This window comes from Janthinobacterium sp. ROICE36 (assembly GCF_002869965.1).
Classification (GTDB): Bacteria; Pseudomonadota; Gammaproteobacteria; order Burkholderiales; family Burkholderiaceae_D; genus Janthinobacterium.
This window is the reverse complement of the sequence record NZ_PEBS01000062.1, coordinates 1-25847: the sequence shown is the minus strand read 5'-3', so window position 1 is coordinate 25847 and position 25847 is coordinate 1. Positions and strand designations below refer to the sequence as shown.

Annotated in this window: 28 protein-coding genes and 1 tRNA gene; 16 read left to right on the top strand and 13 right to left on the bottom strand. The window is 61.9% G+C overall.

The genetic code is table 11. From position 1 onward, the window contains the following. Positions 1–116 precede the first annotated feature (116 nt). Positions 117–506, bottom strand: a complete 390-nt coding sequence (locus tag CSZ94_RS21295) for an energy transducer TonB (protein WP_102123354.1) — start codon at positions 504–506, stop codon at positions 117–119. An 89-nt stretch (positions 507–595) separates the two neighbouring features. Next, positions 596–901 (bottom strand): PsiF family protein, encoded by a 306-nt coding sequence (locus CSZ94_RS21290; RefSeq protein ID WP_102123353.1) that lies wholly within the window; start codon positions 899–901, stop codon positions 596–598. 265 nt (positions 902–1166) lie between these two features. On the opposite strand from CSZ94_RS21290, the gene CSZ94_RS21285 reads away from it, so the two are divergent. The 4 genes from CSZ94_RS21285 (at position 1167) to CSZ94_RS21275 (ending at position 3196) form a co-directional block, all read left to right on the top strand. Then, the gene (locus CSZ94_RS21285; RefSeq protein ID WP_102123352.1) at positions 1167–1706 is read left to right on the top strand and encodes a DUF2058 domain-containing protein; all 540 of its coding nucleotides are present in this window, start codon (positions 1167–1169) and stop codon (positions 1704–1706) included. Positions 1707–1933: 227 nt separating this feature from the next. Continuing rightward, on the top strand, positions 1934–2083 hold the full coding sequence (locus CSZ94_RS29320) for a DUF2256 domain-containing protein (RefSeq protein ID WP_102123351.1): 150 nt from the start codon (positions 1934–1936) through the stop codon (positions 2081–2083). After that, a complete protein-coding gene (locus CSZ94_RS28880; RefSeq protein WP_258001131.1) occupies positions 2080–2322 on the top strand; it encodes a deoxyribodipyrimidine photo-lyase in 243 nt (80 codons plus the stop codon). The genes CSZ94_RS29320 and CSZ94_RS28880 overlap by 4 nt, the downstream gene beginning before the upstream one ends. Then, the gene (locus CSZ94_RS21275; protein ID WP_258001130.1) at positions 2264–3196 is read left to right on the top strand and encodes a DASH family cryptochrome; all 933 of its coding nucleotides are present in this window, start codon (positions 2264–2266) and stop codon (positions 3194–3196) included. The genes CSZ94_RS28880 and CSZ94_RS21275 overlap by 59 nt, the downstream gene beginning before the upstream one ends. A gap of 113 nt (positions 3197–3309) precedes the next feature. Here CSZ94_RS21275 and CSZ94_RS21270 read toward each other — a convergent pair. Beyond that, positions 3310–3385: transfer RNA gene (locus tag CSZ94_RS21270), tRNA-Phe, on the bottom strand. Positions 3386–3854: 469 nt separating this feature from the next. On the opposite strand from CSZ94_RS21270, the gene CSZ94_RS21265 reads away from it, so the two are divergent. The 8 genes from CSZ94_RS21265 (at position 3855) to CSZ94_RS21230 (ending at position 15028) form a co-directional block, all read left to right on the top strand. After that, positions 3855–6074, top strand: coding sequence for a S41 family peptidase (locus tag CSZ94_RS21265; protein ID WP_180977563.1), 2220 nt, complete (start codon positions 3855–3857; stop codon positions 6072–6074). Between the two features lie 79 nt (positions 6075–6153). Then, positions 6154–7398, top strand: a complete 1245-nt coding sequence (locus CSZ94_RS21260; RefSeq protein ID WP_258001129.1) for an FAD-dependent monooxygenase — start codon at positions 6154–6156, stop codon at positions 7396–7398. Positions 7399–7569: 171 nt separating this feature from the next. Next, a complete protein-coding gene (locus tag CSZ94_RS21255; RefSeq protein ID WP_242428528.1) occupies positions 7570–8286 on the top strand; it encodes a DsbC family protein in 717 nt (238 codons plus the stop codon). Positions 8287–8418: 132 nt separating this feature from the next. Then, the gene (locus CSZ94_RS21250) at positions 8419–8877 is read left to right on the top strand and encodes a (2Fe-2S)-binding protein (RefSeq protein WP_071079595.1); all 459 of its coding nucleotides are present in this window, start codon (positions 8419–8421) and stop codon (positions 8875–8877) included. Positions 8878–8887: 10 nt separating this feature from the next. Further along, positions 8888–11152 (top strand): xanthine dehydrogenase family protein molybdopterin-binding subunit, encoded by a 2265-nt coding sequence (locus CSZ94_RS21245; RefSeq protein ID WP_102123348.1) that lies wholly within the window; start codon positions 8888–8890, stop codon positions 11150–11152. A gap of 13 nt (positions 11153–11165) precedes the next feature. Beyond that, positions 11166–11774, top strand: a complete 609-nt coding sequence (locus CSZ94_RS21240; protein WP_102123347.1) for a nucleotidyltransferase family protein — start codon at positions 11166–11168, stop codon at positions 11772–11774. 27 nt (positions 11775–11801) lie between these two features. After that, positions 11802–13643: a M61 family metallopeptidase gene (locus CSZ94_RS21235; RefSeq protein ID WP_102123346.1), complete on the top strand. Its 1842-nt coding sequence runs from the start codon at positions 11802–11804 to the stop codon at positions 13641–13643. A 209-nt stretch (positions 13644–13852) separates the two neighbouring features. Next, the gene (locus CSZ94_RS21230; protein WP_102123345.1) at positions 13853–15028 is read left to right on the top strand and encodes a GGDEF domain-containing protein; all 1176 of its coding nucleotides are present in this window, start codon (positions 13853–13855) and stop codon (positions 15026–15028) included. Here CSZ94_RS21230 and CSZ94_RS21225 read toward each other — a convergent pair. From CSZ94_RS21225 to rpe, 7 genes are all read right to left on the bottom strand, one after another. Next, the gene (locus CSZ94_RS21225) at positions 14979–15431 is read right to left on the bottom strand and encodes a hypothetical protein (protein ID WP_102123344.1); all 453 of its coding nucleotides are present in this window, start codon (positions 15429–15431) and stop codon (positions 14979–14981) included. The genes CSZ94_RS21230 and CSZ94_RS21225 overlap by 50 nt on opposite strands. 20 nt (positions 15432–15451) lie before the next feature. Beyond that, complete coding sequence (trpC, locus tag CSZ94_RS21220) at positions 15452–16252, bottom strand: indole-3-glycerol phosphate synthase TrpC (RefSeq protein ID WP_102123343.1); 801 nt, start codon at positions 16250–16252, stop codon at positions 15452–15454. Between the two features lie 35 nt (positions 16253–16287). Further along, positions 16288–17331 carry an anthranilate phosphoribosyltransferase gene (trpD, locus tag CSZ94_RS21215; protein WP_102123342.1) on the bottom strand — a complete coding sequence of 348 codons (1044 nt, stop codon included), beginning with the start codon at positions 17329–17331 and terminating at the stop codon, positions 16288–16290. A gap of 65 nt (positions 17332–17396) precedes the next feature. Continuing rightward, entirely contained in the window at positions 17397–17960 is a 564-nt protein-coding gene (locus tag CSZ94_RS21210; RefSeq protein ID WP_102123341.1) for an aminodeoxychorismate/anthranilate synthase component II, read from the bottom strand. Between the two features lies 1 nt (position 17961). Then, entirely contained in the window at positions 17962–19458 is a 1497-nt protein-coding gene (trpE, locus tag CSZ94_RS21205) for an anthranilate synthase component I (RefSeq protein WP_102123340.1), read from the bottom strand. Positions 19459–19695: 237 nt separating this feature from the next. Then, positions 19696–20412 carry a phosphoglycolate phosphatase gene (locus tag CSZ94_RS21200; protein ID WP_102123339.1) on the bottom strand — a complete coding sequence of 239 codons (717 nt, stop codon included), beginning with the start codon at positions 20410–20412 and terminating at the stop codon, positions 19696–19698. Further along, a complete protein-coding gene (rpe, locus tag CSZ94_RS21195; protein ID WP_102123338.1) occupies positions 20412–21086 on the bottom strand; it encodes a ribulose-phosphate 3-epimerase in 675 nt (224 codons plus the stop codon). Before rpe ends, CSZ94_RS21200 begins: the two co-directional genes overlap by 1 nt. Before the next feature lie 159 nt (positions 21087–21245). Here rpe and apaG point away from each other — a divergent pair, with 159 nt between their 5' ends. Next, positions 21246–21620, top strand: a complete 375-nt coding sequence (gene apaG / locus CSZ94_RS21190; protein ID WP_034753698.1) for a Co2+/Mg2+ efflux protein ApaG — start codon at positions 21246–21248, stop codon at positions 21618–21620. Between the two features lie 24 nt (positions 21621–21644). On the opposite strand, the gene CSZ94_RS28115 is transcribed toward apaG, so the two are convergent. After that, positions 21645–21791 (bottom strand): hypothetical protein, encoded by a 147-nt coding sequence (locus CSZ94_RS28115; protein WP_165829277.1) that lies wholly within the window; start codon positions 21789–21791, stop codon positions 21645–21647. 10 nt (positions 21792–21801) lie between these two features. Here CSZ94_RS28115 and mltA point away from each other — a divergent pair, with 10 nt between their 5' ends. After that, on the top strand, positions 21802–23073 hold the full coding sequence (gene mltA / locus CSZ94_RS21185) for a murein transglycosylase A (RefSeq protein WP_258001128.1): 1272 nt from the start codon (positions 21802–21804) through the stop codon (positions 23071–23073). A gap of 28 nt (positions 23074–23101) precedes the next feature. Here mltA and CSZ94_RS21180 read toward each other — a convergent pair whose 3' ends face one another. Continuing rightward, a complete protein-coding gene (locus CSZ94_RS21180) occupies positions 23102–23539 on the bottom strand; it encodes a universal stress protein (RefSeq protein ID WP_102123337.1) in 438 nt (145 codons plus the stop codon). 137 nt (positions 23540–23676) lie between these two features. Further along, a complete protein-coding gene (locus CSZ94_RS21175; protein WP_258001127.1) occupies positions 23677–24396 on the bottom strand; it encodes an MFS transporter in 720 nt (239 codons plus the stop codon). Positions 24397–24413: 17 nt separating this feature from the next. Here CSZ94_RS21175 and CSZ94_RS28875 point away from each other — a divergent pair, with 17 nt between their 5' ends. Both CSZ94_RS28875 and CSZ94_RS21170 read left to right on the top strand, forming a co-directional pair. Further along, positions 24414–24641 (top strand): hypothetical protein, encoded by a 228-nt coding sequence (locus CSZ94_RS28875; RefSeq protein WP_258001126.1) that lies wholly within the window; start codon positions 24414–24416, stop codon positions 24639–24641. A gap of 40 nt (positions 24642–24681) precedes the next feature. Further along, positions 24682–25458: an enoyl-CoA hydratase gene (locus tag CSZ94_RS21170; protein WP_102123336.1), complete on the top strand. Its 777-nt coding sequence runs from the start codon at positions 24682–24684 to the stop codon at positions 25456–25458. Positions 25459–25847 lie beyond the last annotated feature (389 nt).

Below are 25847 nucleotides of genomic sequence, written 5' to 3'. Positions count from 1 at the left end.
TTCTCCAGAATGCCGTGTAACCGTACTGAGCAGTAGGTTGATTAAATACTACGCGCTATCTTTCCTCATGTCATCTTGATCATTCATCATGATTGCCGGCGTTCAGCGCCGGCGATTCATTCATTGATCCATTGGTAGGGCATGATCACTTTGCTGGCGACGGGCTTGCCATCCAGCGTTTCAGGCTGGAAGGTGCACCGGGCCAGAGCATCGCGGGCCGCCTCGTCGAGGGCAGGATAGCCGCTGGAGCGGATGACTGCCGCTGCGCTGACCTTGCCGTCCGCTTCCACCGTGAAGTGCAAGGTCACTCTGCCTTGTGCGCCGCGCCGTTTCTCGCCCAGGGGCCAGGCTGGCGGGGTGCAGCCGGCCGGCATGCTGGCCGGCACGCGCACGGCAGGTGTCGAAAGGGGCGCGGGCGTGGCCGTGTGACAGCCTGCCAGGAGGATGGCGAGGCAGTTGGTGGCCAGCAGGCTGCCGGCAGAGGAAGGGGACAGGCGATAGGGCAAGAGGGAACTCCAGGCGGTGGGAATAAAAAAAGCCAGCCTTTCGGCTGGCGCTATGGGGTGCAGCGCACAATGGCGCTACGAAGCCGTGCTTATTTCTTGGGCGCGCTCAGGCATTCTTTCATGAAAGCCTTGCGCGCGTCGCCCTTCATGTCCTTGGCGTCGGCATTGCACGCTTTCATTTTGTTTTGCTGCGTCATGGCCGGTGCCGGCTTGGCGCTCAGGCATTCCTTCATGAAGGTTTTGCGCTCATCGCCTTTCTTGCCGGCGGCATCGGCATTGCAGGTGGTCATTTTTGACTGTTGCGCCGTCTTGGCGACAGGGGCCGCTTCCGGTGCGGCGGCAAAGACGGTGCTGGCAAACGCGGCAGCGATGCAGAGGGCGAATAATTGTTTCATGGCAATCCTTGTAGACGCAGGCGATGGAAGGGGACATGCAATCGGCAGTTCACTGCCGATATGCAGAACGTAACTAACTATATGACATTTATCAACAAAATTTCCAATCGAGTGTGTCTTTTTGTTACTGCCAGACGCCAAGTGTCCACCGGCTGCTCCTGGCAGTCATGTTGCGGCAGCAGCGGCCCTGTTTTTTGCTATGCTAGCGTCTTTCCACCGGCCGATGCCGCCGCCTTGGCCGGCGCACCCTCAATACGGAGTAGTTATGGTCTCGTTGCAAGAGCAGTTTTTAAAGGCCGGCCTGGTCGACAAGAAGAAGGTCAAACTGGCCAACCAGGACAAGAGCAAGCAAAAAAAGGACGAGCGCAAGAGCGGCACGCAAAGTGTCGATGAGGTGCGCCTGGCCGCCCTGGAGACGCAGCGCAAGAACGCCGAACGCGCGCGCGAATTGAACGCCCAGCGCGACGCGGCCGTCAACCAGAAAGCCATCGTGGCGCAGATCGCGCAGCTGGTGCAACAGAACCGCCAAAGCAAGGGCAACCACGGCGAGCTGCCGTACAACTTCGCTTTTAATAACAAGATCGAGCGCATCTACGTGACGGCTGCCGTGCAAGCCCACCTGGTGGCGGGCCGTCTGGTGATCGTCTGCCTGGGCGGCGCCGTGGAACTGGTGCCGCGCATCATCGCCGGCAAGATCGCCGAACGCGATCCCGCCATCGTCGTGCGCGTGAAACAGGCTAGCACGGAAGTGGACGAGGACGATCCGTATGCGGCGTTCCAGATTCCTGATGATTTGATGTGGTAAAGCGGATTGCCCGGCGCCAGGTGCGTCGGATGAGGGTAGCGAGCGGGCCGGAAATGGCCCGTTCAGGACGGCGCTTATAGCAGCGCCAGATCCGTTTTTCCCGTAAGATTGTGGCGCCGCCCGAATGTGGCATACTCGATCGAGCGGGCCGTCAGGCCGCCCAGTTGCGGCCGGCTTTTGCTGCCTCCCGCGACACCCTACGTGCGACGTTAGCCAGAGTTATCAACATGCGTATGCGAAAAAAATCTGACGTTCCGACCAGGCTCTGTCAGCAATGCCAGCTGCCGTTTGCATGGCGTAAAAAATGGGAAAAGGTCTGGGCCGAGGTGAAGTACTGTTCAGATCGCTGTCGCCAGGATAGCAAGCGTCAGGCATGAATACCGACCCCGCTGCAAGGTCGGCACAAACGCTTATTTACTGGTTCCGCAATGATTTGCGGCTCGAGGATAATCCGGCCTTGCGCCAAGCCTGCCAACACGCCGGCCATCTGTTATTTGTGTATTGCCATCGCAGCGCATCGGTCGCGACGCCCTGGAATGTGCCGCGCGCAATCGAGCTTGCTCGATCCGGCAGCGCTGCCGTTTCCGTGCGCTGCCTTGCCCGATGTATTCACTAACTTCCGCATACTTGTAGAGCGAGAGCAGGCGGCGCCGTCGGCCCCGCTCGCGCGGCCGACGACGATTCCGCCCTTGCCGCCGGCCTTCGCAGCCCTGGCTGAAACCTCGACAGTGGTGCCGGACGTGCCCCAGGAGGCGCATCTTGCCACCGCACGGTCGTCGTTCCCGTACGCGCTACCTGCTTTTTACGGTGGCCCGAGTGCCGCCGCTGAACATCTGCGGCAGTATTTTTCTGGCGCGCTGGCGCACACTTACAAGTTCTCACGCAATGGCTTGACCGGCGTGGACTACTCCACCAAGTTTTCGCCATGGCTCGCCTGCGGCGCGCTATCCGCGCGCATGGTATTTGCCGCGCTCAGGCAGTTTGAAGCAGTGCACGGCGCCAACGACAGCACTTACTGGATCTGGTTTGAATTGATGTGGCGTGACTATTTCCGCTTTCTGCACCTGCAGCACGGGGTCGCGCTGTACCGGGCGCAAGGCTTGAGCAGCCTGGGTCAGCCCAGTCACGATGCGCATCGATTCGAAGCATGGTGCCAAGCCCGCACCAGTGAACCGCTTGTCAATGCGGGCATGGCCGAGCTCAGTGCCACCGGTTATCTCTCCAACCGGCTGCGTCAAATTGTTGCCAGTTACCTGGTGCACGATCTGGGCTGCGATTGGCGCGCCGGCGCTGCCTGGTTTGAAGCGCAACTGATCGACTACGACGTCTACAGCAATCAGGGTAACTGGCTGTACGTTGCCGGCCGGGGGACCGACCCGCGCAACGGGCGACGGTTCAACCTGCAAAAGCAAATGCGCGACCATGATCCAGAAGGGGCATATCGGCGCCTCTGGGCGACGCAAGGCACGGCGCAGGTCGAGCTGAAGTGAGGGATGTCAACGGGGTGCAGCGCTTGTGCCGGAAATGAACCGGCGCCAAGGACTGCGCACCCCGGAAACGACAACGCCCACTAACATGAGTGGGCGTTGCGTGAACGAATTCTTGGTGGCCCGGGGCGGAATCGAACCACCGACACAAGGATTTTCAATCCTCTGCTCTACCGACTGAGCTACCAGGCCAAGGTGGCGAATTATAGCAGACCAAAACGGGAATGCAAGAGCCGACTGTAATTTTTCCTCGATTTCCTGGGCAGGCATGCCTTTATTTGATACTGAGTCAAATATTATCCCATGTGGCCAGTGTTTTCTCAATAAATCGGGGGCGGCTGGTGTGTCGCTCGGCGGTGCCGTATGCGTCCCGCCTTGCCTCGCTTTGCCTTCATTGAGAGGGAACGCATGCTCGCCGGACGGCCCGGCGCCACGAGGTGATTGATGCAAGGCGATTGATCGGCGCGCGCGTAGGTACGCAGTGGTAGCCTTGCCGCTTAACGCTATGGCCTGCGCAGTATAATTGCCTTATAATTAACTTCTTATCAAACCAGTCAATTCGCATCGCGATGTACACACCGGCGCTAGCCGGTTTTTTTATGTGCGGCGCAGGCGTTGGCTTCAGTGGCGGAACAGGGAAACCGGGATGGCGATGCAATGCATGGCGGTAGAAAATGGGCGCGCGCGGCGCGCCCTGGCGGGCTTGCTGGGGGCGGTGCTGGTTTGGGCCGCAGCGCCGGCACAGGCGGGCGACGAGAATATCGTATCGCTGGCGCGCTTGTGGAGCGCGGCCCGCGCCACGCATCCGGCGCTGGCTGACGACCGCATCGACTGGGACCGCGCGCTGGTGGCGGCCTTGCCCCAACTGCGGGACGAATACGATGAACCCAGCTTGCGGCTTGCCATCGCGACCCTGATGGCGCCGCTGCACGATGAGGCCTTGCGCATCGGAGCAGAGGCGCCGGCGTACGTGCGCTGGCCGGCCGATGGCGATGTGCTGGAATGGCTGCCCGGCGACACGGCGCTGCTGCACCTGCATCCTGGCATGCGGGATGGCGGCCCGCCGCCGCTGCCAGCCAGGGCCAGGCAAGTCATACTTGATTTGCGTCCGCGCAGGGAGCTTTCCCGCGCGCCGTCGCCAGCCATGCTGCATGCCGTGTTGGCGCAGTTGATCGCCGAACCCTTGCTGCTGCCGGCCGAGCGCTATCGCTTTTCCACCGGCCCGCGCCCGAATACTCTCGGGCACTGGGAAGGCATGACGGCGGGTTTCATGCAGATGGAGACGCAACGGCTGCAGCCGGCGCCTGGGGCGCGGGCGCTGCCCATGGTCTTCATTGTCAATGACACGCAGATGGTGCCGCATGCCGTGCTGGCGCTGCAGCGCACCGGCCGCGCGCGCATCGTGGCCGAGGAGGGCGCCTGGCGCAGCCGCGCCGGTCCCGTGCAAACGTTGTCGATAGGCGATGGCTTGCGCGTCGAATTTGCGTCCGGCCAGCTGGCCTGGCCGGACGGCAGCGCCGCCGTGCTGGCCGCCGACCGCACCTTGCGCATGGATCGCGCCACCGGGCCGGCCAGCGCGCCCGTCAAGGCGGCGCTGGCGCTGCTGGCGCAACCATCGACACCGGTGATATCGCCGCCGGCATCTGCTCCGTTGTTTCCGGTGCGCTACGGTGACGAACCGTATCGCGACATGCGCCTGCCCGAGCACGAGTGGCGTATGCTGGCCGCCATCAAGCTGTGGGCCACGCTGGATAACTATTTTCCGGCCAAGCGCCTGATGAGCAGTTCCTGGGATGAGGCCTTGCAGCGCTGCCTGTACAAGATGGCCAAGGTGCAGGATGCGCACGAGTATGGCGTGATCCTGCAGGAGATGGCGGCCAGCCTGGATGACAGCCATGTCGGTGTGGGCAGCCGGGCGCTGGGTGGGAATAGCCGCACGCACGGCATTGGCGTGGTGCTGGCCGCCATCGATGAGGGCATCTTGGTGGCTAACGTGACAGACCCTGCCTTGCTGCGTTCGGGCCTGCTGAAGGTGGGCGACGATATCGTGCAAATCGATGGCGAGTACGTGGGCGCGCGTCTGGCGCGGTTGCGCGCCGCGATGGCCGCTTCGAACGAAGCGGGACGCTGGCGCAAGGCCATGGCCGAGATGTTGACTTTTCTGCCCGGCGCCAGCGTGACCTTGCAGGTCGATGGCGGCGATGGCAAGCGGCGCGAGGTGGTGCTGCAGCCCACGCCGCTGGACGATGCGCTGGCGCCGCGCCACGCGCGCCCGATGATCGCGGTGAACAAGGGCATCGCCTACGTCGATCTGGACCGCTTGCAAGCGGGCGAGGTGGACGCCATGTTTGACAAGATAAAAGGCAGCCGCGCCCTCATACTCGATATGCGTGGCTATCCGCATGGCACGGGCCGCGCCATCGCGGAACGGCTCAATGTCAATGACGCCAGTATCTTTGCCATGAACTACCAGCCGCTGGTGACGGCTCCTGAGGCCAGCTACGGCGTGCAACTGGCGTATCCCGACTTCCTGTTCCCCGCACGCGCTCCTCTGTACCAGGGCAAGGTCGTCATGCAGATCAATGAACACACGCAAAGCCAGGCCGAGCATTTGGCGCTGGCGGTCGAGGCGGCCACTCCCGTCACCTTCATCGGTACGCCCAGCGCGGGCGCGGATGGCGATTTGCGCGAAGTGGTGCTTCCTGGAAAAGTCCATGTCTGGTATTCGGGGCTGGAAGTGCGCCATGCCGACGGGCGCCAGCTGCAAAGAGTGGGTGTGCAGCCCCATATCATGGTCGCGCCCAGCGTGGCCGGCTTGCGCGCGGGGCGCGATGAAGTGCTGGAGCGGGCGCAGGCATTTCTGCGCCAGGATCAAGAATAGTGCAAATCTTTGGCTTTTCGCCGTTTGCGCCGGCGCAAGCTCATGCTGAAACGGAGCCGGTAAACGCTATAATGGCCGCATGAACAGTCCCACTCCCCCCACCATGCGGCGCTTCATGCACAGCCACAGCGACGTTTGCATCGTCGGCAACGGCGCCATCGCGAAAACCACGGCGCTGGCGTTTGCCCAGGCAGGACAAAGCGTCACCCTGTTATCCCCGGTGAGTCCACCCGCCTCCACATCCCCTTCGGCCGCCAAGCCGGTCGAAGCCAGCTGGGATGTGCGCGTGTATGCGCTCAATCACACGGCGCAGGAGTTGCTGTCGTCGCTGAAAGTGTGGGGTGCTTTGGCGGCCGACAGGGTGGCGCCGGTCGACGCCATGCTGGTCAACGGCGACGGCGCGCAGGCGGGCGGACTCGGTTTCGATGCCTACGGCGCCCATGTGGGCACCCTGGCGTGGATCGTCGAAGACCGCAACCTGGGCCAGGCGCTGGACGCCGCCCTGAAGTTCGCGCCAAACGTCAGCGTGTTGCAGGGGCTGGCCAGCCGCCTGGAATGGACGAGCGACTCTGCCATCGTGCACCTTGATGGCGGCGACAGCATCACCTGCGCGCTGGTAGTGGGCGCAGACGGCGCCCAATCGTGGGTGCGCGGCCAGTGCGACATCGGCCTCGATTACCGCTCCTATGGCCAGCGCGGCGTGGTCAGCAACTTCGCCTGCGAAAAGCCGCACCATGGCGCGGCCCACCAGTGGTTCACGGGTAGCGAAGGCATCGTCGCGCTGCTGCCGCTGCCGGGCGATCGCGTTTCGCTGGTCTGGTCGGCGCCCGATGCGCTGGCCGATACCTTGATGACCGAATCGGCCGACACCCTGGCTGCGCGCCTGGCCGTGTATTGCCACGAAAAACTGGGCAAACTGACGCCGTTGCAGCCGGAGCTGGTGCGCGCGTTTCCGCTGACCTTGATGCGCCCGCACGCCATGGTGGCGCCGCGCGTGGCCCTGGTGGGCGATGCCGCCCACGTGGTGCACCCGATGGCCGGCCACGGCATGAACCTGGGCTTTGCCGACGTGGCGCAGCTGGTCAAGACGATCAGCGATCGCGAAGCGCACCGCGGCATCGGCGACGAACGCGTGCTGGCCCGCTACGCGCGCGCGCGCAAGGAAGACGTGCTGCTGATGCAGCTGGCCACCGATGGATTGGCGCGATTATTTGGCGCCGATCTGGAACCGTTGCGCGTGGTTCGCAATTTGGGATTAAACTTGCTGGATAAATTGCCGGCGCTGAAGCGAAAAATGATTGCGCACGCATTGGGACATCAGTAAATATCAGCGAATCTTAAGATATCGCCGGATAATGGTAGCAGTGAAAATTCAAGGTCGCCGCAGCTGGTCTGCGGCGATCGTTTTGTCAAAGAGATAATGACGTCGGGCCAGGGGCTAGTTCAGCCAGGCGTTTCAAGTGGAGAAGTGATAGTGATAACAATGAACAGAAGCATGAGCAAAATCGCCTTGCTGATGGCCTCGGGCCTGATGATGTCGTGCGCCGGCGCAGAAACGCCAACGGAAGCGAGCATCAAAAAGCTGATCGAGCCGCGCCTGGGCGAAGGCGCCAAGGTCGATTCGGTCAAGGAAACCCCGTATGGCGGCTTGTACGAAGTGCGCACGGGCGGCGACATCCTGTACACGGACAAAGCCGCGCAATACCTGTTCGTCGGCCACGTCTTCGATGCCAAGACCTCGCAAGACCTGACCAAGGTGCGCCTGGACGAAGTCAACCGCATCAAGTTCTCCGACCTGCCGCTCGATTCGGCCATGAAATCCGTCAAGGGCAACGGCAAGCGCGTGATCGCCGTGTTCGAAGATCCGAACTGCGGCTATTGCAAGCGCTTCCGCCAGAACGCGCTGAAGGAAATCGACAACGTCACCGTGTACACCTTCATGTACAACATCCTGTCGCCGGACTCCATCGTCAAGTCGCGCAATGTCTGGTGCGCACCTGACCGCAACAAGGCCTGGGATGACTGGATGTTGAACGGCAAGGCACCAGCCACGGTGGCCGCCACTTGCGCCAATCCGCATGAAAAAATCCTGGCCCTGGGCCAACAGTTGCGCGTCTCGGGCACGCCGGCCATCTTCTTTGCCGACGGCAGCCGCATTCCGGGCGCAGTCGATGCGAAGACCTTGGAACAGAAATTCTCGACCATTAAGTAATCCGGGCTGTCGCCAGGAAGGCTGGATGGCGCGCCCTCGCAAGGCGCGCTTTTTTTTGCACTTTTTTCCGCTGTCGTATCATCAAGTGGTATTTGTAGACGCCATAACAATCCAAAAAAGGGGAAGCAGCAGATGATTACCTTGAATATCAACGGACGCGACACGCAGGTCGACGCCGATCCTTCCACGCCCATCCTGTGGGCGCTGCGCGATAACCTGAACATGACGGGCACCAAATTCGGTTGCGGCGCGGCCCTGTGCGGCGCTTGCACTGTGCACCTCGACGGCCAGCCTATCCGCTCCTGCATCACGCCGATTTCTTCGGTGGGCGCACAAAAGATCACCACCATTGAGGCGATGGAAAACGACCAGGTGGGCAAGGCGGTGCAGGCGGCATGGGTGCGCCACGACGTACCGCAATGCGGCTACTGTCAAAGCGGCCAGGTGATGAGCGCCACGGCGCTGCTGCGCAGCAACAAGGCGCCCAGCGATGCCGACATCGACGGCGCCATGAGCGGCAATATCTGCCGCTGCGGCACCTATCAACGGATCCGCGCAGCCATCAAGGACGCGGCCAAGACCCTGGCCTGAGGAGAGCGACATGCGTATCGAATGGTTGAATCAGGAAGCATTGCAGCATGGCGGGGTCACCCTGGGCGCGGCGCTGGCATCGGCGCCGGTTGCGGTGGCCGATGGCGTCTCGCGGCGCGGTTTCATGAAGGCCGGCGCGGTGGCTGGCGGAGGCTTGATGCTGGGCTTTTTCCTGCCGGGCGCAGGCAAGCTGGCGATGGCAGCTGATAGCGCCCCCGTCAAGCCCGTGTATGCACCGAACGCCTTTTTGCACATCGCCCCCGATAACACGGTGACGGTGCAGGTGAACCGGCTGGAATTCGGCCAGGGCGTGCAAACGAGCTTGCCCATGCTGATCGCCGAGGAGCTTGACGCCGACTGGAGCCTGGTGCATGGCGCGCTGGCGCCGGCCGGGGAGCAGTACAAGGATGCCGCTTACGGCATGCAGATGACGGGTGGCTCGGGCAGCATCGCCCATTCGTTTACGCAGTACCGCGAAATCGGCGCCAAGGCGCGCGCCATGCTGGTAGGCGCCGCCGCCGCGCAATGGAAAGTCAGTCCCGACCAGGTGCGCGCCGCGAAAGGCGTGCTGTATGGCCCCGGTGGGCAAAAGGCGACGTATGGCGAACTTGCCGACGCCGCCATGCGCCAGCCCGTACCCGCCAGCGTCAAGCTGAAGGATCCGCGCGACTTTGTCATCATCGGCCAACCCGTGAAACGGCTCGACGCTGCCGCCAAGTCCACGGGAAAACAGCAGTTCGGCATCGACTTCAAGCCGCCTGGCGCGAAAGTGGCCATGGTGGCGCGCGCGCCCGTGTTTGGCGCGAAAGTGGTGAAGTTCGACGCCAGCAAGGCGAAGGCCATCAAGGGTGTGCTGGAGGTGCTGGAAGTGAAGACCGACCGTGGCGGCAGCGGCGTGGCGGTGATTGCCGACGGCTACTGGCCGGCCAAGCAGGGACGTGACGCGCTGGTGATCGAGTGGGATAGCAGCGCCGTGGAAAAGGTCAGCAGCGACCAGCAGCTGGCGGCCTTCAAGGCGCTGGCCAAGACGCCGGGTACGGTGGCGCGCGCATTCGATGTCGCCGCATTGTCCAAGGCGCCGAAAAAAATCGAGGCCGTCTATGAGTTTCCCTATCTGGCACACGCGCCGATGGAGCCGCTCAACTGCGTCGTCGACCTGCAGGCCGACCAATGCACGATGTGGGTGGGCTCGCAATTCCAGACCGGCGACCAGGCGGCCATCGCTGCCACCTCTGGACTGAAACCCGAACAGGTGACCCTGCATACCATGATGGCCGGCGGCGGCTTCGGCCGGCGCGCCGTGCCGTCCTCAGACTACGTGGTCGAAGCCGTCAATGTCGCCAAGGCGTATCGGGCGGCGGGCAAGAGCGGACCATTAAAGCTGATGTGGAGCCGCGAGGACGACATCAAGGGTGGCTACTACCGTCCTTCGCATGTGCACCGCGCGCAGATCGGCCTCGACGCCAAGGGCAAGATACTCGCCTGGGACCATACCATCGTGGGTCAGTCCATCATGGCCGGCACGCCGTTCGAAGCCTTCATGGTGAAAAATGGCGTCGATGGCACCATGGTCGAAGGCATGGGCGAACCGTACACCTTGCCGATGAAGCTGTCCGTGCATACGGCCAAGGCGAACGTGCCCGTACTGTGGTGGCGCTCTGTGGGCTCGACGCATACGGCCTTTGTCATGGAAACCCTGATCGATGAAGCAGCGCATGTGGCAAAGATGGACCCCGTCGCCTACCGCAAGCAGCTGATCGACGCCAAGCACACACGCCACATCGCCGCGCTGGACCTGGCCGTGGCCAAGTCCGGCTATGGCAGGAAGAAGCTGCCGAAAGGGCAGGCCTGGGGCGTGGCCATGCATGAATCGTTCAATTCCGTGGTCGCCTACGTGGTAACGGCGTCGGTGGTGGAGGGCGCGCCCAGGCTGCACCAGGTATGGGCGGGCGTGCATTGCAACTTGGCCGTCAATCCGCTGACGATCGAGGCGCAAGTGCAGGGCGCCGCGCTGATGGCGCTGGGCATGACCATTCCCGGCGCGGCCATCACGCTCAAGGATGGCGTAGTGCAGCAGCAGAACTTTGGCGACTACCCCGTGCCGCGCATGCCCGATATGCCGGTGATCGAGGTACACCTGGTGCCGTCGGGCGACGCGCCCACGGGCATGGGCGAGCCGGGCGTGCCGCCGCTGGCGCCCGCGTTTGCCAATGCGTTGTTTGCTCTGACGGGCAAGCGCCTGCGCAAGCTGCCGTTTGATTTGGCGGCGGCATGACGGCAGTGGTCTTTTGAGTACGGTCGGCATCTTGCTGGCAGCCGGAAGGGGGCGCAGGTTCGACCCTTCCGGCGTACAGAACAAATTATTGCAGCCTTTGATGGAAGGCCCGCATGCGGGCTTGCCGGTAGTGGTGGCGGCGGCCAGGAACATGCTGGCCGCCTTGCCGCGCGTGCTGGCCGTGGTGCGTGCCGACGACACGCAGGTGGCGCGCGTGCTCGGTGCGCTAGGCTGCGAGGTGCGCGTCTGCGATGATGCCGACACGGGCATGGCCGCCTCGCTCACCTGCGCCATCGATTATGTGCGCGGCGCGCCGGGCTGGCTGATCGCCCTGGGCGACATGCCTGGTGTGGAACCGGCTACAATCGCCGCCTTGTCGCAAGCCATAGAAGATGGCGCGCGCATCGCCGTGCCCGTGTTCCAGGGCCGGCGCGGCAATCCTGTCGCGTTCAGTGCCTTTCACTTGCCGCTGCTGCTGGCGCTCGATGGCGACCAGGGCGCGCGCAGCATCGTCAACAGCCATGCGGTATGCGACGTGAGAGTGGACGACAGCGGCATCTTGCGCGATATTGATACACCTGACGATTTGTCGCCGGTGCATGGCGCGCCCGGGCGACTTTAGAACACCCATGCCAGACACGAGGAAAACATGAAAAAAGCTCCAATTAAAAAAAGTATCGCCAAGGCGCCCGCCGCCGGCATCATCTACAGCATCGCCGCCTCCGACCTGGCTGGCCACATGTTCAAAGTCACATTGACGGTCAAGTCGCCGGCCGCCATCGGCCAAATCTTGTCCTTGCCGGCCTGGATCCCGGGCAGCTACATGATCCGCGAATTTTCGCGCAACATCGTCAGCATCCGCGCCGAGGCCGAGGGCAAGGCCGTGGCGCTGACCAAGCTGGACAAGCATTCGTGGCAAGCCGCTCCGTGCAAGGGCGCCTTGACGGTCGAATACGACGTGTATGCGTGGGATTTGTCCGTGCGCACCGCACACCTGGACCAGAATCACGGCTTCTTCAACGGCACCAGCGTGTTTCTGCGCGTACTGGGCCAGGAATCCGATGCGCACGAGGTGCACATCGTGCAGCCGAAGGATGCCGCTTGCAAGACCTGGCGCGTGGCCACCACCTTGCCGGAACTCAAAGCGAAGCGCTATGGCTTTGGCAGCTACCAGGCCGCCAATTACGATGAGTTGATCGACCACCCGATGGAGATGGGCGACTTCGCGCTGGCCACCTTCAAGGCGCATGGCGTGCCGCACGATATCGTTGTCACGGGCAAGGTGCCAAACCTGGACCTGGCCCGTTTATGCCGTGATCTGAAGGCGATCTGCGAAACGCAGATCGCCTTCTTCGAGCCGAAGACAAAAAAGGCGCCGATGGACCGCTATGTGTTCATGACCATGGCCGTCGGCGACGGTTACGGCGGCCTCGAACACCGTGCTTCGACGGCGCTGATCTGCGCCCGCGCCGACTTGCCGACGACGGCGTCGGACAGCACGGAGATCGGCGACGGCTACCTGAAATTCCTCGGCCTGTGCAGCCATGAGTACTTCCACACCTGGAACGTCAAGCGCATCAAGCCGGCCGCTTTTGCGCCGTACAAGCTGCAGGCGGAAAGCTATTCGCCGCTGCTGTGGCTATTCGAGGGCTTCACCAGCTATTACGACGACCTGATGCTGGTGCGCGCCGGCCTGATCGACGAGGCAGCCTATTTCAAGCTGCTGGGCAAGACCGTCAACAGCGTGCTGCGCGGCAGCGGTCGCAGCAAGCAAAGCGTGGCCGATTCCAGCTTCGACGCCTGGGGCAAGTACTATCGCCAGGATGAAAACGCGCCGAACGCCATCGTCAGCTATTACACCAAGGGTTCGCTGATCGCGCTGGCTTTCGACCTGACGATCCGCAGCAAGACGGATGGCGAGCAATCGCTGGACGACGTGATGCAGGCGCTGTGGCAGCGCTATGGCCGCGATTTCTACAAGGGCAAGGGAGAAGGCAAAGGCCGTGGCGTGACGCCGGCCGAAGTCGAAGCCCTGTTCGATGAGATTTCCGGCACGCGCATGAAGCCGTTCTTCGAGCGCTACATCCGCGGCACGGACGATGTGCCACTGGCGCGCTTGCTGGCGCCGTTCGGCGTGAAATACAGCGACTCGCGCAAGGCGGAAAAGCCCAGCCTGGACGTCAATCTGGGCCGCGACGGCAACGATGCCAGACTGGCGCAGGTGCACCAGGGCGGCGCCGCCCATGTGGCTGGCCTGTCGGCGGGCGACGTGCTGGTGGCGGTCGATGGCTTGCGCGTGACCGGCACCAACCTCGACACCTTGCTGGCCCGTTATGCCGTCGGCGCCAGGGTGGCCATCCACGCCTTCCGCCGCGACGAGCTGATGACGTTTGCCACCGTATTGCAGGGTGACCGCGTGCCGGGTGTCAGCTTGAGCTTGCTGCCGGCACCACAGAAAGCCACGGGACTGAAGCGTCCTAGCGCGGCATGATGATCATGCGTTAAGTTCGAAAACCGGCCGTTTATGGCCGGTTTTTCATTTCAAGATGCCACTTCTTGAATGCAACTAATCCGCCAATATTGGCGCTGTGCCATCATATTTACCGCAAATGAACTAATTTTCCTTCAACTAAACTAAAATTGCCGAACTGTCTCTTTTAGATCTCGCCTAACGTGCAAACCCTCGATCCACGAACGATCATGTTGATGACGACCCTGATGTGCGGGGCGATGAGCATCGTCATGTTCTCCGTGTATCGTAGTTTTCGGCGCGAGGTGCATGGCCTGGGACATTGGGCGGCCGGTTTGCTGTTGCTGGTGTGCGCATCCCTGCTGTTCGCTACCCGCGAGGTGCTGCCGCAGGCATTTTCCATGATCGCGGCCAATGCGGCGCTGGTGGCCGGCATCGGCCTGTCGATGCTGGGCACTGAGAAATTCTATGGCCGGGCGACGAGTCGCCGCGCCTATCTGCTGATACTTGTTCTGGCCATCGCTGGCAGCAGCTGGTGGCTGCTGGTGCGCCCCGATTTCTCGGCGCGCGTGGCGCTCTTCTCCCTGCTGGTCTTCCTGTTTTATGCGCGGCAGGTGCAGCTGGTATGGCGCTACGGCGAGCGCCATTTTTCTAGTTTTTTCTTTGGTGCGCTGATGCTGCTGCAAGCTGTCGTGGTGCTGGCGCGCGGGGTGTCGGCGTTGCTGCATGGCGGCGCCAGTGTGACCCTGGCGGTGGCCGCCACGCCGGCCGGCATCTATCTGGCAGTCGCCAATTTCATGGCGCTTCTGCTGACGGTAGGCTTCATGACGGTGGCGACGCGACGCCTGCAGCAGATACTGGAGCGCCGTTCGACCCACGATCCGTTGACGCAGGTGTTGAACCGGCGCGGCTTTGGCGATGCCTATGCGCGCGAGATAGGCAATCTGCGCCGCCGCCGTTTGCCGCTGACACTGCTCAGCATCGACCTCGATTACTTCAAAGCGATCAATGACCGCTATGGTCACGCGGTGGGTGACCAGGTGCTGGCGCATGTGGCCACCATCATCGATGGCGCCCTGCGCGAATCGGATTGCGTGGCGCGTTTCGGCGGCGAGGAGTTCGTCGTGCTGATGCCGGACATCTCTGCGCAAAGTGCGTTGGGCGTGGCCGAACGCATTCGCGCCTTGCTGCGCGAGTCCAGTCATGCGGGGCTGCCTTCGTGCACGGTCAGCATAGGCGTCGCTTGCCAGGCATCGGTGCTGGAGGGGCTGGATGAATTGCTGTCGCGCGCCGATGCCGCCCTGTACCTGGCCAAGGAGCGGGGACGCGACCGCATCGAACTCGATGCTTGCGCGTTTATTGCGGACCTGACAATGTCCGCAGCTGGAATCGATACTGCTCGTTGAACAAAAAGGTTTCGGAAAAATCGAAGGTTCTGGCGTGGCGGTGCATCAGGTGTGCCGCGGGCGGAAAGAGTTCTTGCACGCGCCGCACGGCTGCCAGCGCGGCAGCCGATGCTTCGCTGTCGCGTGAACGGTGCACGCGCACGCTTTTCAGCTCGCCGTCGGGGCCAACGCTCAGGTCGAGCACGACGATGGCCGGCAACAGGGGCGGCAGGCGCCCGTTGAATGTATATGCGCCGTTGGCCGCCATGATCTGCTGCGCCGCCAGCGACTTGTAGGCGTCGATGTTGGCAGCAAGCTGTATCGCGGCCGGCGTGCGAGGGGGCGTGCGCTCCACTGGAGGGGAGGCAGTCTGGCAAGCCGACAGCAGGACAGTGGCGGCAAGGATGGTGATCGCATCTCTCATGGCTGCCAGCCTACCATGGTTTAACTGAACAGGCGCTCCAGTTCCACGCCGGGGTCTGGCGCGCGCATGAACGCTTCGCCCACCAGGAAGCTGTGGATGCGCGCATCGCGCATGCGTTTCACGTCGGCCGTGCTGTGGATGCCCGATTCCGTGATGATCAATTTGTCTTGCGGGATGCGCGGCAAGAGATTAATCGTGGTGTCGAGCGAGGTCTCGAACGTGCGCAGGTTGCGGTTGTTGATGCCGATCAGCGCGCTCTTGAGCTTGAGTGCCGCGTCGAGTTCTTCGCCGTCGTGGCTTTCGATCAGCACGTCCATGCCCAGTTCGTGGGCGCACGCCTCCATGTCGGCCATCAGGCCGTGGTCGAGCGCGGCGACGATCAACAGGATGCAGTCGGCGCCCATGGCGCGCGCTTCATAGATCTGGTACATGTCGACCATGAAATCCTTGCGCAGCACAGGGATGGCGCAGGCGGCGCGCGCCTGCTGCAGATATGCCACGCAGCCCTGGAAGAACTGCTCGTCCGTCAGCACGGACAGGCAAGCCGCGCCATGCGCTGCATAGCTGGCGGCGATGTTAAACGGGCGGAAGTCGGCGCGGATCACGCCTTTCGATGGCGACGCCTTTTTTACTTCGGCGATGATGCCGGGTTTGCCGGCGGCGATATGCTGGCGCAGGCTTGCCTCGAAGCCGCGCAGGCCGGCGCGCAGGGCGTTGTCGCTTTCCACGTCGTTGCGCAGGCTGGCCAGGCTGCGGTGGGCTTTGGCCTTCGCCACTTCATCGGCCTTCACGGCCAGGATTTTATCGAGTATGTCGGACATGATGGTCGCTATTCTATAAAGGAGGGCGGGGGAGCTTACGCTTGCGCCGGGGTGCCCAGCTGCTGCGTCACCTGCACGAATTGGTCGAGTTTCGCTATGGCGGCGCCCGAGCTGACGGCGGCGCGCGCGCGCGCCAGGCCGTCTTCGATCGAGCTGGCCACGCCGGCCGCGTACAGCGCCGTGCCCGCGTTCAAGGCGACGATGTCCGCTGCCGCACCGGGCTCGCCGCGCAGCGCTTCCATCATCTTGGCCTTCGACTCGATGGAGTTGGCCACTTTCAGGTTGCGGCTGGCGATCATCGACATGCCGAAATCTTCTGGATGGATTTCATATTCTCGGATTTCGCCGTTGATCAGTTCACCGACCATGGTGGCCGCACCCAGCGATACCTCATCCATATTGTCACGGCCATACACGACGATGGCATGCTGCGCGCCCAGGCGCTGCAGCACGCGTACCTGGATGCCGACCAGGTCGGCGTGGAACACGCCCATCAGGATGTTTGGCGCGCCTGCGGGATTGGTCAGCGGCCCCAGGATATTGAAGATCGTGCGCACGCCCAGTTCCTTGCGCACGGGCGCCGCATGCTTCATCGCCGCATGGTGGTTCGGTGCGTACATGAAACCGATGCCCGTCTGCGCGATCGACTGGGCGATCTGCTCTGGCTGCAGGTTGATGTTGACGCCCAGGGAGTCCAGCACGTCGGCGCTGCCGGACGAGGAAGACACACTGCGCCCGCCATGCTTGGCCACGCGCGCGCCGGCTGCTGCCGCCACGAACATCGAGGCGGTGGAGATATTAAAAGTGTGCGCGCCGTCGCCGCCCGTGCCGACGATGTCGAGCAGGTTGGTGGTGTCGGCCATGGGCACCTTGGTGGAAAACTCGCGCATTACTTGCGCGGCGGCGGCGATTTCGCCGATGGTTTCCTTTTTTACGCGCAAGCCCATGGTCAGCGCCGCGATCATGGTGGGCGACATTTCGCCGGACATGATCTGGCGGAACAGGTACAGCATTTCGTCGTGAAAGATTTCGCGGTGTTCGATGCAGCGCAACAGGGCTTCTTGTGGGGTGATCGGCATGATGCTTCCTTCTTCAATGATGGCGCAGGAGGACACTGATGGCACGCCGTGGCGTGCGCAGGGAATCAGCGCTCGAGAAAGTTCTTCAGCAGGGCGTGGCCGTGCTCCGAGAGGATCGATTCGGGGTGGAACTGCACGCCCTCGATATCGTATTCCCGGTGGCGCACGCCCATGATTTCGCCGTCGTCCGTCCACGCCGTCACTTCCAGGCAGGAAGGCAGCGAGGCGCGTTCGATCGCCAAAGAGTGGTAGCGGATCACTGTGAAGGGGCTGGGGAGGTCCTTGAATACGCCCACGCCCGTATGCGCGATGAGGGAAGTCTTGCCATGCATGACCTGCTTGGCGCGGATGACCTTGCCGCCAAACGCCTCGCCGATGGCCTGGTGGCCCAGGCACACGCCCAGTATCGGCTTCTTGCCGGCAAAGTGTTTCAGCACTTCCACCGATATGCCCGCCTGCGCTGGTGCTTTCGGGCCGGGCGAGATGCAGATGCGGTCCGGGTTCAGCGCTTCGATCTGTTCGATCGTGATTTCATCGTTGCGGTAGACCCGCACGTCTTCACCCAGTTCGCCGAAATACTGCACGATGTTGTAGGTGAAGGAGTCATAGTTGTCGATCATCAGCAGCATCTTAAAACTCCCCATCCAGGCCATCTTGCACTTGTTCGGCAGCGCGCAGTACGGCGCGCGCCTTGTTTTCGGTTTCCTGCCATTCCATTTCGGGGATCGAGTCTGCCACGATGCCGGCCGCAGCCTGGACATACAGCATGCCGTCCTTGATCACGCCCGTGCGGATGGCAATCGCCACATCCATTTCGCCGCCAAACGACAGGTAGCCGCAGGCGCCGCCATAGATGCCGCGCTTGGTGATTTCCAGCTCGTCGATCACTTCCATGGCGCGCACTTTTGGCGCGCCCGTCAGGGTGCCGGCGGGGAAGGTGGCGCGCAGCACGTCCAGGTTCGACAAGCCGTCTTTCAAGCTGCCTTCCACGTTCGAGACAATGTGCTGCACGTGCGAATATTTTTCGATGACCATGCGGTCGGTGACTTGCACGCTGCCCGTTTCGGCGATGCGACCGATGTCGTTGCGGGCCAGGTCGATCAGCATCACGTGCTCGGCGATCTCTTTCGGGTCGGCCAGCAGCTCGGCCGACAGTTCGGCGTCGCGTTCAGGCGTGGCGCCGCGTGGCCGGGTGCCGGCGATGGGGCGCAAGGTGACTTTCTTGCCGCCATCCGCCAGCTTCTCGTTGCGCACTAAAATCTCGGGCGAGGCACCGATGATCTGCATGTCGCCGAAATTATAGAAGTACATGTAGGGCGAGGGATTGAGCGAACGCAGGGCACGGTACAGGGTCAGCGGCGAATCGACGTAAGGCTTGCGGATGCGCTGGCCGATCTGCACTTGCATCAGGTCGCCGGCCATCACGTATTCATGCGCCTTGGCGACCGCTTTCAGATAGTCTTCCTTGGAAAAGTCGCGGATGGTTTCCGTGCGTACGGAGGCGCTGGTGACCGGCGCATCGACCCCGCGGCGCAGCATCATGCGCAAGTCCTTCAGGCGCTGGCGCGCTTTCGAGAACGACTCGGGCTGTGTGGTGTCTGCATACACGATCAGGTACAGCTTGCCGGACAGGTTGTCGATGACGGCCAGTTCCTCCGTTACCATCAACTGGATGTCGGGCAGGTTCAAGTCGTCTTTCGGTGCGCCACCGGCCAGCTTTTTCTCGATGTGGCGCACGGTGTCGTAGCCGAAGTAACCGGCCAGACCGCCGCAAAAGCGCGGCATGCCGGGGCGCAGGGCCACCTTGAAGCGCGACTGGTACTGTTCGATGAAGTCGAGCGGATTGCCTTCATGCTCTTCGATCACGACGCCGTTCCTGACGATTTCCGTGCGCTTGCCATGGCTGCGCAAGACGGTGTTGGCGGGCAAGCCGATGAAGGAATAGCGGCCGAAGCGTTCGCCGCCGACGACGGATTCGAGCAAGAAAGTGTTCTTGCCGCCTTGTTGGGTCTGCGCCAGTTTCAGGTACAGCGTGAGCGGGGTTTCCAGGTCGGCAAAAGCCTCCGCGATCAAAGGGATGCGGTTGTAGCCTTGCTGGGCCAGCGATTTGAATTCGAGTTCGGTCATGTATCTCTCCATGCCGTCAGGGTACGCGTGTGCGTCGTGCCTACAAAGCACAGACCCTGCGGTGGGTTATCAAAAAACCTGCCGGCGCGCGCGCGCAGCCGACAGCAATCTTACACGGCTCGGCCTTAGGCCTGCCAGGATTGCCAGCGTCGCCAAAGCCAGGCCTCAATCGAGCCGGTTTGGGTGACATTGTGTTTTTTGATGAGAAACGTGTTCACGATATGGTGTTGGGCTTGGTCAGTATGCTGGTCTGTTGTGCATGCTAATAAAATCGGCCGCTTCGAGCAGCGTATTTACTATACCATCGGAATCGGTGTCGTGTATAGAGTGTCCGTGGTTGTAACCATACGGTACGGTCAAGACGGGGCAAGCCGCAGCCCGTGCCGCTTGCGCGTCATTCGAAGAGTCGCCGATGGCCACCACTTTGGCGGGCGCCATGCCGAAGTCTGCACACACTTGCAGCAGCGGCATGGGGTGCGGTTTTTTCTTCGGCAGCGAATCGCCGCCGTAGACGATCTCGAAATACTGTGCCAGGTTTTTCTGCTTCAGCAGGGGCAGGGCGAAGGCGATCGGCTTGTTGGTGACGCAGGCCAGGCGCAAGCCCGCCGCCTTCATTGCCGCCAGTCCTGCTTCCACATCGGGGTAGAGGGTGCTGAACTGGCCATTGATGGCCAGGTAGTGGCGCTGGTAGGCCTCCATCGCCGTGTCAAAACGCTGTTCCACGCCGGCGGTATCGAAGTCGAGTGCCAGCACGGCGCGGATCAGATTTTCCGAGCCCTTGCCCACCATCAGCTTGATGGCCTCGGCGCTGATGGGCGCCAGATCCAATTCGGCGCGCATGCCATTGATGGCGACATGAAAATCGGGCACGGTGTCGAGCATCGTGCCATCGAGATCGATGATGGCGGCGCGCACGCCGGCCAGTACATGGTCTTTCACCGTGCCCGCTTGCATCAGGCGCCTTTTACCGTTGCCAGCTCGGCGCGCATGGCGTCGATGACGGCCTTGTAATCCGGCTTGCCGAAGATGGCCGAGCCTGCGACGAAGGTGTCGGCGCCGGCGGCAGCGGCGGCGGCGATATTGTCGATCTTGATGCCGCCATCGACTTCCAGCATGATGTCACGGCCCGATTCGTCGATCATGCGGCGCGCTTCGGCGATTTTCTTGAGCGTATGCGGGATGAAGGACTGGCCGCCAAAACCCGGATTGACCGACATGATCAGGATAATGTCGATCTTGTCCATCACGTGTTCCAGGAAGTGCAGCGGCGTGCCCGGGTTGAAAACCAGGCCCGATTTGCAGCCATTGTCGCGGATCAGCTGCAGCGAACGGTCGATGTGTTGCGACGCTTCCGGGTGGAAGGTGATGATGTTCGCGCCGGCCTTGGCGAAATCCGGGATAATGCGATCGACAGGCTTGACCATCAGGTGCACATCGATGGGCACTTGCACGTGCGGGCGTATCGCTTCGCACACCAGCGGGCCGATGGTCAGGTTCGGCACATAATGGTTATCCATCACGTCGAAGTGGATGATGTCGGCGCCGGCGGTCACGACGTTGCGCACTTCCTCGCCCAGGCGGGCAAAGTCGGCGGACAGGATGCTGGGAGCGATACGGAATGTTGTCATGGTGGCTAAGGGCTAAGAGTAGAAAATGCGAAGATGCGCTATTTTACGCTTGACGCCGTTACCATGCCTTACTGGAACGCAGAATACATGGCGCGCGGTGGCCAATGCAGCGCGCGCGACACACAATATACGACTGGCAATGTCTGAATAGGAATGACGATGGCGACTTATGAATTTACGGTAACGGTCAAGACACAATATCTGCCCGAACAATCGGCACCGGACCAGGGGCGGCACGTGTTCAGCTACACGATACGCGTCGTCAACACGGGCACGGCTGGCGCGCAACTGATTTCGCGCCACTGGGTCATCACGGATGCGAACAACAAGGTGGAAGAGGTGCGGGGCCTGGGCGCTGTTGGCCACCAGCCGCTGCTGCAGCCGGGCGAGCAGTTCGAATACACGAGCGGCACCATGCTGGGCACGCCGCAAGGTTCGATGCACGGCGAATACTTTTGCGTGGCCGAAGATGGCCATCAGTTCGAAGCGCCGATTCCCGAGTTTGTGCTGTCGGTGCCGCGCACCCTGCATTAACGAGAAACAGGGGGCGTGCGCCCCTTATTTCAGTTTTTCGGTGCTGTCCTGTTCTTCGCCGAGCTGCTTGCGCGCCGGTGGCGCGGGTTTTTTACCCGAATACATGGTCCACCAGACTATAAATGCCAGCAAGAAGAACGCCACCAGCGCCTCTATCATCAAGATCCACATACGCACCCCTATGTTATTTACCCGCAGCTTAGTATTTACCCGTCATCTCTTTACACTCGGTAGTCTACCCGTTTCAATCGGCGCCGTCGCGCTTGCGCTTTCCGCCTGTACCACGCCGCCGGCAGAACCGGTCAGCGCGACTGGCAAGGCGCCCGCGATTGCGCCGACCGTCGTCAAGCCAGTGCCAGCCAAGCCAGCCGACGCCAAGGATACGATTGATGCAGCGTCGGCCCCCACCTTCGTGCCCGTCAAGTTTGCCGCCCTGCCTGGCTGGGCCCGCGATGACATGCGCGCCGCCTGGCCAGCCTTCATGGCTTCATGCGGCGTGCTGGTCAAGCGGCCGGACTGGAAGGAGTCGTGCACGATTGCGCGCCAGGTAAATGCCGACAGCGACAAGGCCATCCGCCTGTTCTTCGAGACCTTCTTTGTGCCAAATCAAGTGGTGGCTGCCGATGGCGCCAATACTGGTTTGGTGACCGGTTATTACGAGCCGCTGCTGCATGGCGCGCGCAAGCGGGGCGGTCCATACCAGACGCCGCTGTACAAGGTGCCAGACGATCTCGTGTCCGTCGACCTGGCCGGCGTGTATCCGGAGCTGAAGAACATGCGTTTACGGGGCAAGCTGGTAGGCAAGAAGGTGATACCGTATGCGACCCGCGCCGACATCGAGCGCGCCACGTCCGTCACGGGCAAGGAGTTGCTGTGGGTGGATGACGAAGTCGAGGCGTTCTTCCTGCAAGTGCAGGGATCCGGGCGCGTGCAACTGACCGATACGCAGGAAACCGTGCGCGTGGCGTACGCGGATCAAAACGGCCATCCCTACAAGTCGATTGGCCGCTATCTGGTCGACAAGGGCGAGCTGACCCTGAGTCAGGCGTCCGCGCAGGGCATCAAGGCGTGGATCGCCGGCCACCCCACGCGCAAGGATGAATTGTTCAACGCCAATCCCAGCTATGTCTTCTTCAAGGAAGAGCGCCTGCCCGATCCGAAAGTGGGGCCCAAGGGTGCGCTGGGCGTGCCCTTGACGCCGCAGCGCTCGGTGGCCATCGATTCGCGCTTCTTGCCGCTGGGTGCGCCCGTGTTCCTGTCCACCACGCAAGCCAATAGCGAGATTCCCATGCAGCGCCTGGTGATGGCGCAGGATACGGGCGGCGCCATTCGCGGCCCCATCCGGGTCGATTACTTCTTTGGTTTCGGTGCGGAAGCGGCCGAGAATGCGGGCCGCATGAAGCAGAGCGGCGCCGTGTGGGTATTGCTGCCGAAGCAGGCGCCGGCGCGCTGAGTTTCTCGCGGCGCCGGGCGGGGATGCGCTAGCGCAAGACCATGACTGGCAGCTGGGTATGCGCCAGTACTTTTTGCGTTTCGCTGCCCACGAACAGCTTGTTCAAGCCTTTGCGGCCATGCGAGGCCATCAGGATGATGTCGCAATGGTAGGTTTGCGCCGCATTGACGATTTCCTCGTGTGGGCTGGGCGAGACGGCGACCACGCCTTCGAAGGGCACGCCGACGGCGCGCGCCGCTGCGCCGATCTTGTCGACGGCGCGTTGCGATGCTTCCTGCATTTGTTGCTCGTACAAACCGGCGTCGAGCACGATGCCGCCATCGGCCATCGGCGAGAACGGGAAGGGCTGCACCACGCTGAGGGCGACCAGCCTGGCCTTGTTCAATTGAGCGAAGGCGAGCGCCGTCTCGGCCGCTTTGTCGGACAGCGGCGAGCCGTCGGTGGGAAATAAGATGGTGTTAAACATGACGTGCTCCTAGAGTGATGTAAGACAGCTTATGGATTTACATCAATTAAAACCTTGATGTAAATCAAACCTCACAGGCTTTGGCATGATTAATGTCGCCAAGGCAATCTTTTGGAAGTGTATGCCCGTTCATCGCTTCAGGTGCGCACGCTACGCAGCGGCGTGCCCCACACCATGGCGACGGTCAACAAGATACTGCCCGCCGCGATGCAGGCCAGGCCATTGCGCACGCCAAAGTGTTCCGCTACCCAGCCGGCGGCCAGCGCGCCCAGCGGCGCCGTCGCCACCGTCAGGAAGCGCATGGTCGAGGTCATGCGGCCCAGCATTTGCGTCATGCTCAGCACGCCAGGGCTCATGCCCAGGTCGCGCGTGGCGAACAGCACCGTCAAGGCCATGCTGGCGTAAAACAGGAAGTGCCAGATGCCGGCGCCCCAGGCCAGCGCACGCAGCAGCGGTTCACGCCAGACAAACAGCAAGCCGTCGGCGATGTCGCGCAGGGCGTGCTTGTCGGACGGTGCAGGCCGCGGGTCGCGCACGCTCATGGCACGCAAATTAATGACCGACACCAGATAACCGCAAGCCGTGCACAGGATGGCGACGGGCGCCGACAAGACTTGCACCAGCACGCCGGCCAGGCCGGGGCCGATCAGGCGCGAAGCCGATTCGGTGGCGGCAAATTGTGATTGTGCATCAATCAAGCCGTCGCGGCCCACCAAAAAGGTCAGGAAAACCTGTTCGGCGCCGCCGCCCACGACGAAGCCCGTGCCGAAAATGAATCCCACTACATATAGCCACGGCATCGACAGCACGCCGCACCAGTAGGCGACGACGACACTGGCCAACGCCAGGCCCGACATGCTTTCACTGAAGTCGCATGCAGCAAGAGTACCGCACACAGGGGCAGGGCCAGCGAGGTGATCTGGGCGCCGAAGCAATTGAGGCCGTTGCTGAACCACAGGCGGCGAAAATTGACGCTGGCGGCGCTGCCGTCGCCGCGCAGGTGGCGGGCGCAATACTGGAAGAAGGAAGGAAAAATACGCTGCTCGATAAAGGTGATAGCCTCACAATAATGGCAGCGCACTTGCCGCACCGCTGCCGTTAGCCGCTACAATCGTCGCTACCGTTCATCGAGAGGAGGCACTATGCAATATGAAGACCTGATCATCGATATCCAGGACAAAGTGGCGGTCATCCGCCTGAACCGCCCTAAGGCGCTCAACGCATTGAACGACAATATGATGAATGAGCTGGGCGACGCCGTGCTGAAGTTCGACGCGGACGAGAATATCGGCTGTATCGTGCTCACGGGCAGCGAAAAAGCGTTTGCCGCCGGTGCCGATATCGCCGCCATGGCCGATTACACCTACCCGGACACCTTCACCCAGGGTTACATCAGCCGCAACTGGGAGCATATCTTGCGCGTGCGCAAACCCGTAGTGGGCGCCGTAGCCGGTTACGCACTCGGTGGCGGTTGCGAACTGGCCATGATGTGCGATTTCCTGATCGCTGCCGACAGCGCCAAATTTGGCCAGCCAGAAATCAAGGTCGGTGTCACACCAGGCGCAGGCGGTACGCAGCGCCTGCCGCGCGCCATTGGCAAGGCCAAGGCCATGGACCTGTTGCTGACGGCACGTACCATCGACGCGCATGAAGCTGAGCGCATCGGCCTGGTGTCGCGCGTAGTGCCGGCCGATAAATTGCTGGAAGAAACCCTGGCCGCCGCCAAGACCATCGCCGCCATGCCGACCTCGGTGGCCATGATGATCAAGGATTGCGTCAACCGCGCCTTCGAAACCACCTTGACCGATGGCGTCGCCTATGAGCGCCGTTTGTTCCAGGCCGCTTTCGGCACGCCTGCTCAAAAAGAAGGCATGCACGCTTTCCTTGAAAAACGCTTGCCAAACTTCGACGGTCTTTGATATGATTCGCCTCCCCGATGAGACGCACTAGTTTGCGGCACAAAAGGGACAGCCTTCAGGGGCTGGGTAGTAGAAAAGAAGGTTGACGAAATAGCCGAAACGCTTCATACTCTTCCTTCTTCGCAGCTGACAAACACAACGCTTTGTCGATAGCGCGAGAGCAGTAAATAAGCAGCACCGAATACCGTTCTTTAACAATTAACAGTCGATAAGTGTGGGCATTTGATGTAAGTGCAGCAGCGATCTTCGGATTGCTGTAAAGCTTAAAATATCAAATGTTCACAAGAAATAATGAAATAGGATACTTCTTCGGAAGTAGCCTGTCAGTTTTTTGAGTGAGCAAATCTTTTGCAATGCAAAAGATTTGGATGGTAGTGATACTGTCCGAC

Coding starts and splice junctions, on each gene's coding strand:
- CSZ94_RS21290 (WP_102123353.1), bottom strand. CDS start 901: ATGAAACAATTATTCGCCCTCTGCATCGCTGCCGCGTTTGCCAGCACC.
- CSZ94_RS21285 (WP_102123352.1), top strand. CDS start 1,167: ATGGTCTCGTTGCAAGAGCAGTTTTTAAAGGCCGGCCTGGTCGACAAG.
- CSZ94_RS29320 (WP_102123351.1), top strand. CDS start 1,934: ATGCGTATGCGAAAAAAATCTGACGTTCCGACCAGGCTCTGTCAGCAA.
- CSZ94_RS28880 (WP_258001131.1), top strand. CDS start 2,080: ATGAATACCGACCCCGCTGCAAGGTCGGCACAAACGCTTATTTACTGG.
- CSZ94_RS21265 (WP_180977563.1), top strand. CDS start 3,855: ATGGCGGTAGAAAATGGGCGCGCGCGGCGCGCCCTGGCGGGCTTGCTG.
- CSZ94_RS21260 (WP_258001129.1), top strand. CDS start 6,154: ATGAACAGTCCCACTCCCCCCACCATGCGGCGCTTCATGCACAGCCAC.
- CSZ94_RS21255 (WP_242428528.1), top strand. CDS start 7,570: ATGAGCAAAATCGCCTTGCTGATGGCCTCGGGCCTGATGATGTCGTGC.
- CSZ94_RS21250 (WP_071079595.1), top strand. CDS start 8,419: ATGATTACCTTGAATATCAACGGACGCGACACGCAGGTCGACGCCGAT.
- CSZ94_RS21245 (WP_102123348.1), top strand. CDS start 8,888: ATGCGTATCGAATGGTTGAATCAGGAAGCATTGCAGCATGGCGGGGTC.
- CSZ94_RS21235 (WP_102123346.1), top strand. CDS start 11,802: ATGAAAAAAGCTCCAATTAAAAAAAGTATCGCCAAGGCGCCCGCCGCC.
- CSZ94_RS21230 (WP_102123345.1), top strand. CDS start 13,853: ATGTTGATGACGACCCTGATGTGCGGGGCGATGAGCATCGTCATGTTC.
- CSZ94_RS21225 (WP_102123344.1), bottom strand. CDS start 15,431: ATGAGAGATGCGATCACCATCCTTGCCGCCACTGTCCTGCTGTCGGCT.
- trpC (WP_102123343.1), bottom strand. CDS start 16,252: ATGTCCGACATACTCGATAAAATCCTGGCCGTGAAGGCCGATGAAGTG.
- trpD (WP_102123342.1), bottom strand. CDS start 17,331: ATGCCGATCACCCCACAAGAAGCCCTGTTGCGCTGCATCGAACACCGC.
- CSZ94_RS21210 (WP_102123341.1), bottom strand. CDS start 17,960: ATGCTGCTGATGATCGACAACTATGACTCCTTCACCTACAACATCGTG.
- trpE (WP_102123340.1), bottom strand. CDS start 19,458: ATGACCGAACTCGAATTCAAATCGCTGGCCCAGCAAGGCTACAACCGC.
- CSZ94_RS21200 (WP_102123339.1), bottom strand. CDS start 20,412: ATGCAAGCGGGCACGGTGAAAGACCATGTACTGGCCGGCGTGCGCGCC.
- rpe (WP_102123338.1), bottom strand. CDS start 21,086: ATGACAACATTCCGTATCGCTCCCAGCATCCTGTCCGCCGACTTTGCC.
- apaG (WP_034753698.1), top strand. CDS start 21,246: ATGGCGACTTATGAATTTACGGTAACGGTCAAGACACAATATCTGCCC.
- CSZ94_RS28115 (WP_165829277.1), bottom strand. CDS start 21,791: ATGTGGATCTTGATGATAGAGGCGCTGGTGGCGTTCTTCTTGCTGGCA.
- mltA (WP_258001128.1), top strand. CDS start 21,802: ATGTTATTTACCCGCAGCTTAGTATTTACCCGTCATCTCTTTACACTC.
- CSZ94_RS21180 (WP_102123337.1), bottom strand. CDS start 23,539: ATGTTTAACACCATCTTATTTCCCACCGACGGCTCGCCGCTGTCCGAC.
- CSZ94_RS21175 (WP_258001127.1), bottom strand. CDS start 24,396: ATGTCGGGCCTGGCGTTGGCCAGTGTCGTCGTCGCCTACTGGTGCGGC.
- CSZ94_RS28875 (WP_258001126.1), top strand. CDS start 24,414: ATGCAGCAAGAGTACCGCACACAGGGGCAGGGCCAGCGAGGTGATCTG.
- CSZ94_RS21170 (WP_102123336.1), top strand. CDS start 24,682: ATGCAATATGAAGACCTGATCATCGATATCCAGGACAAAGTGGCGGTC.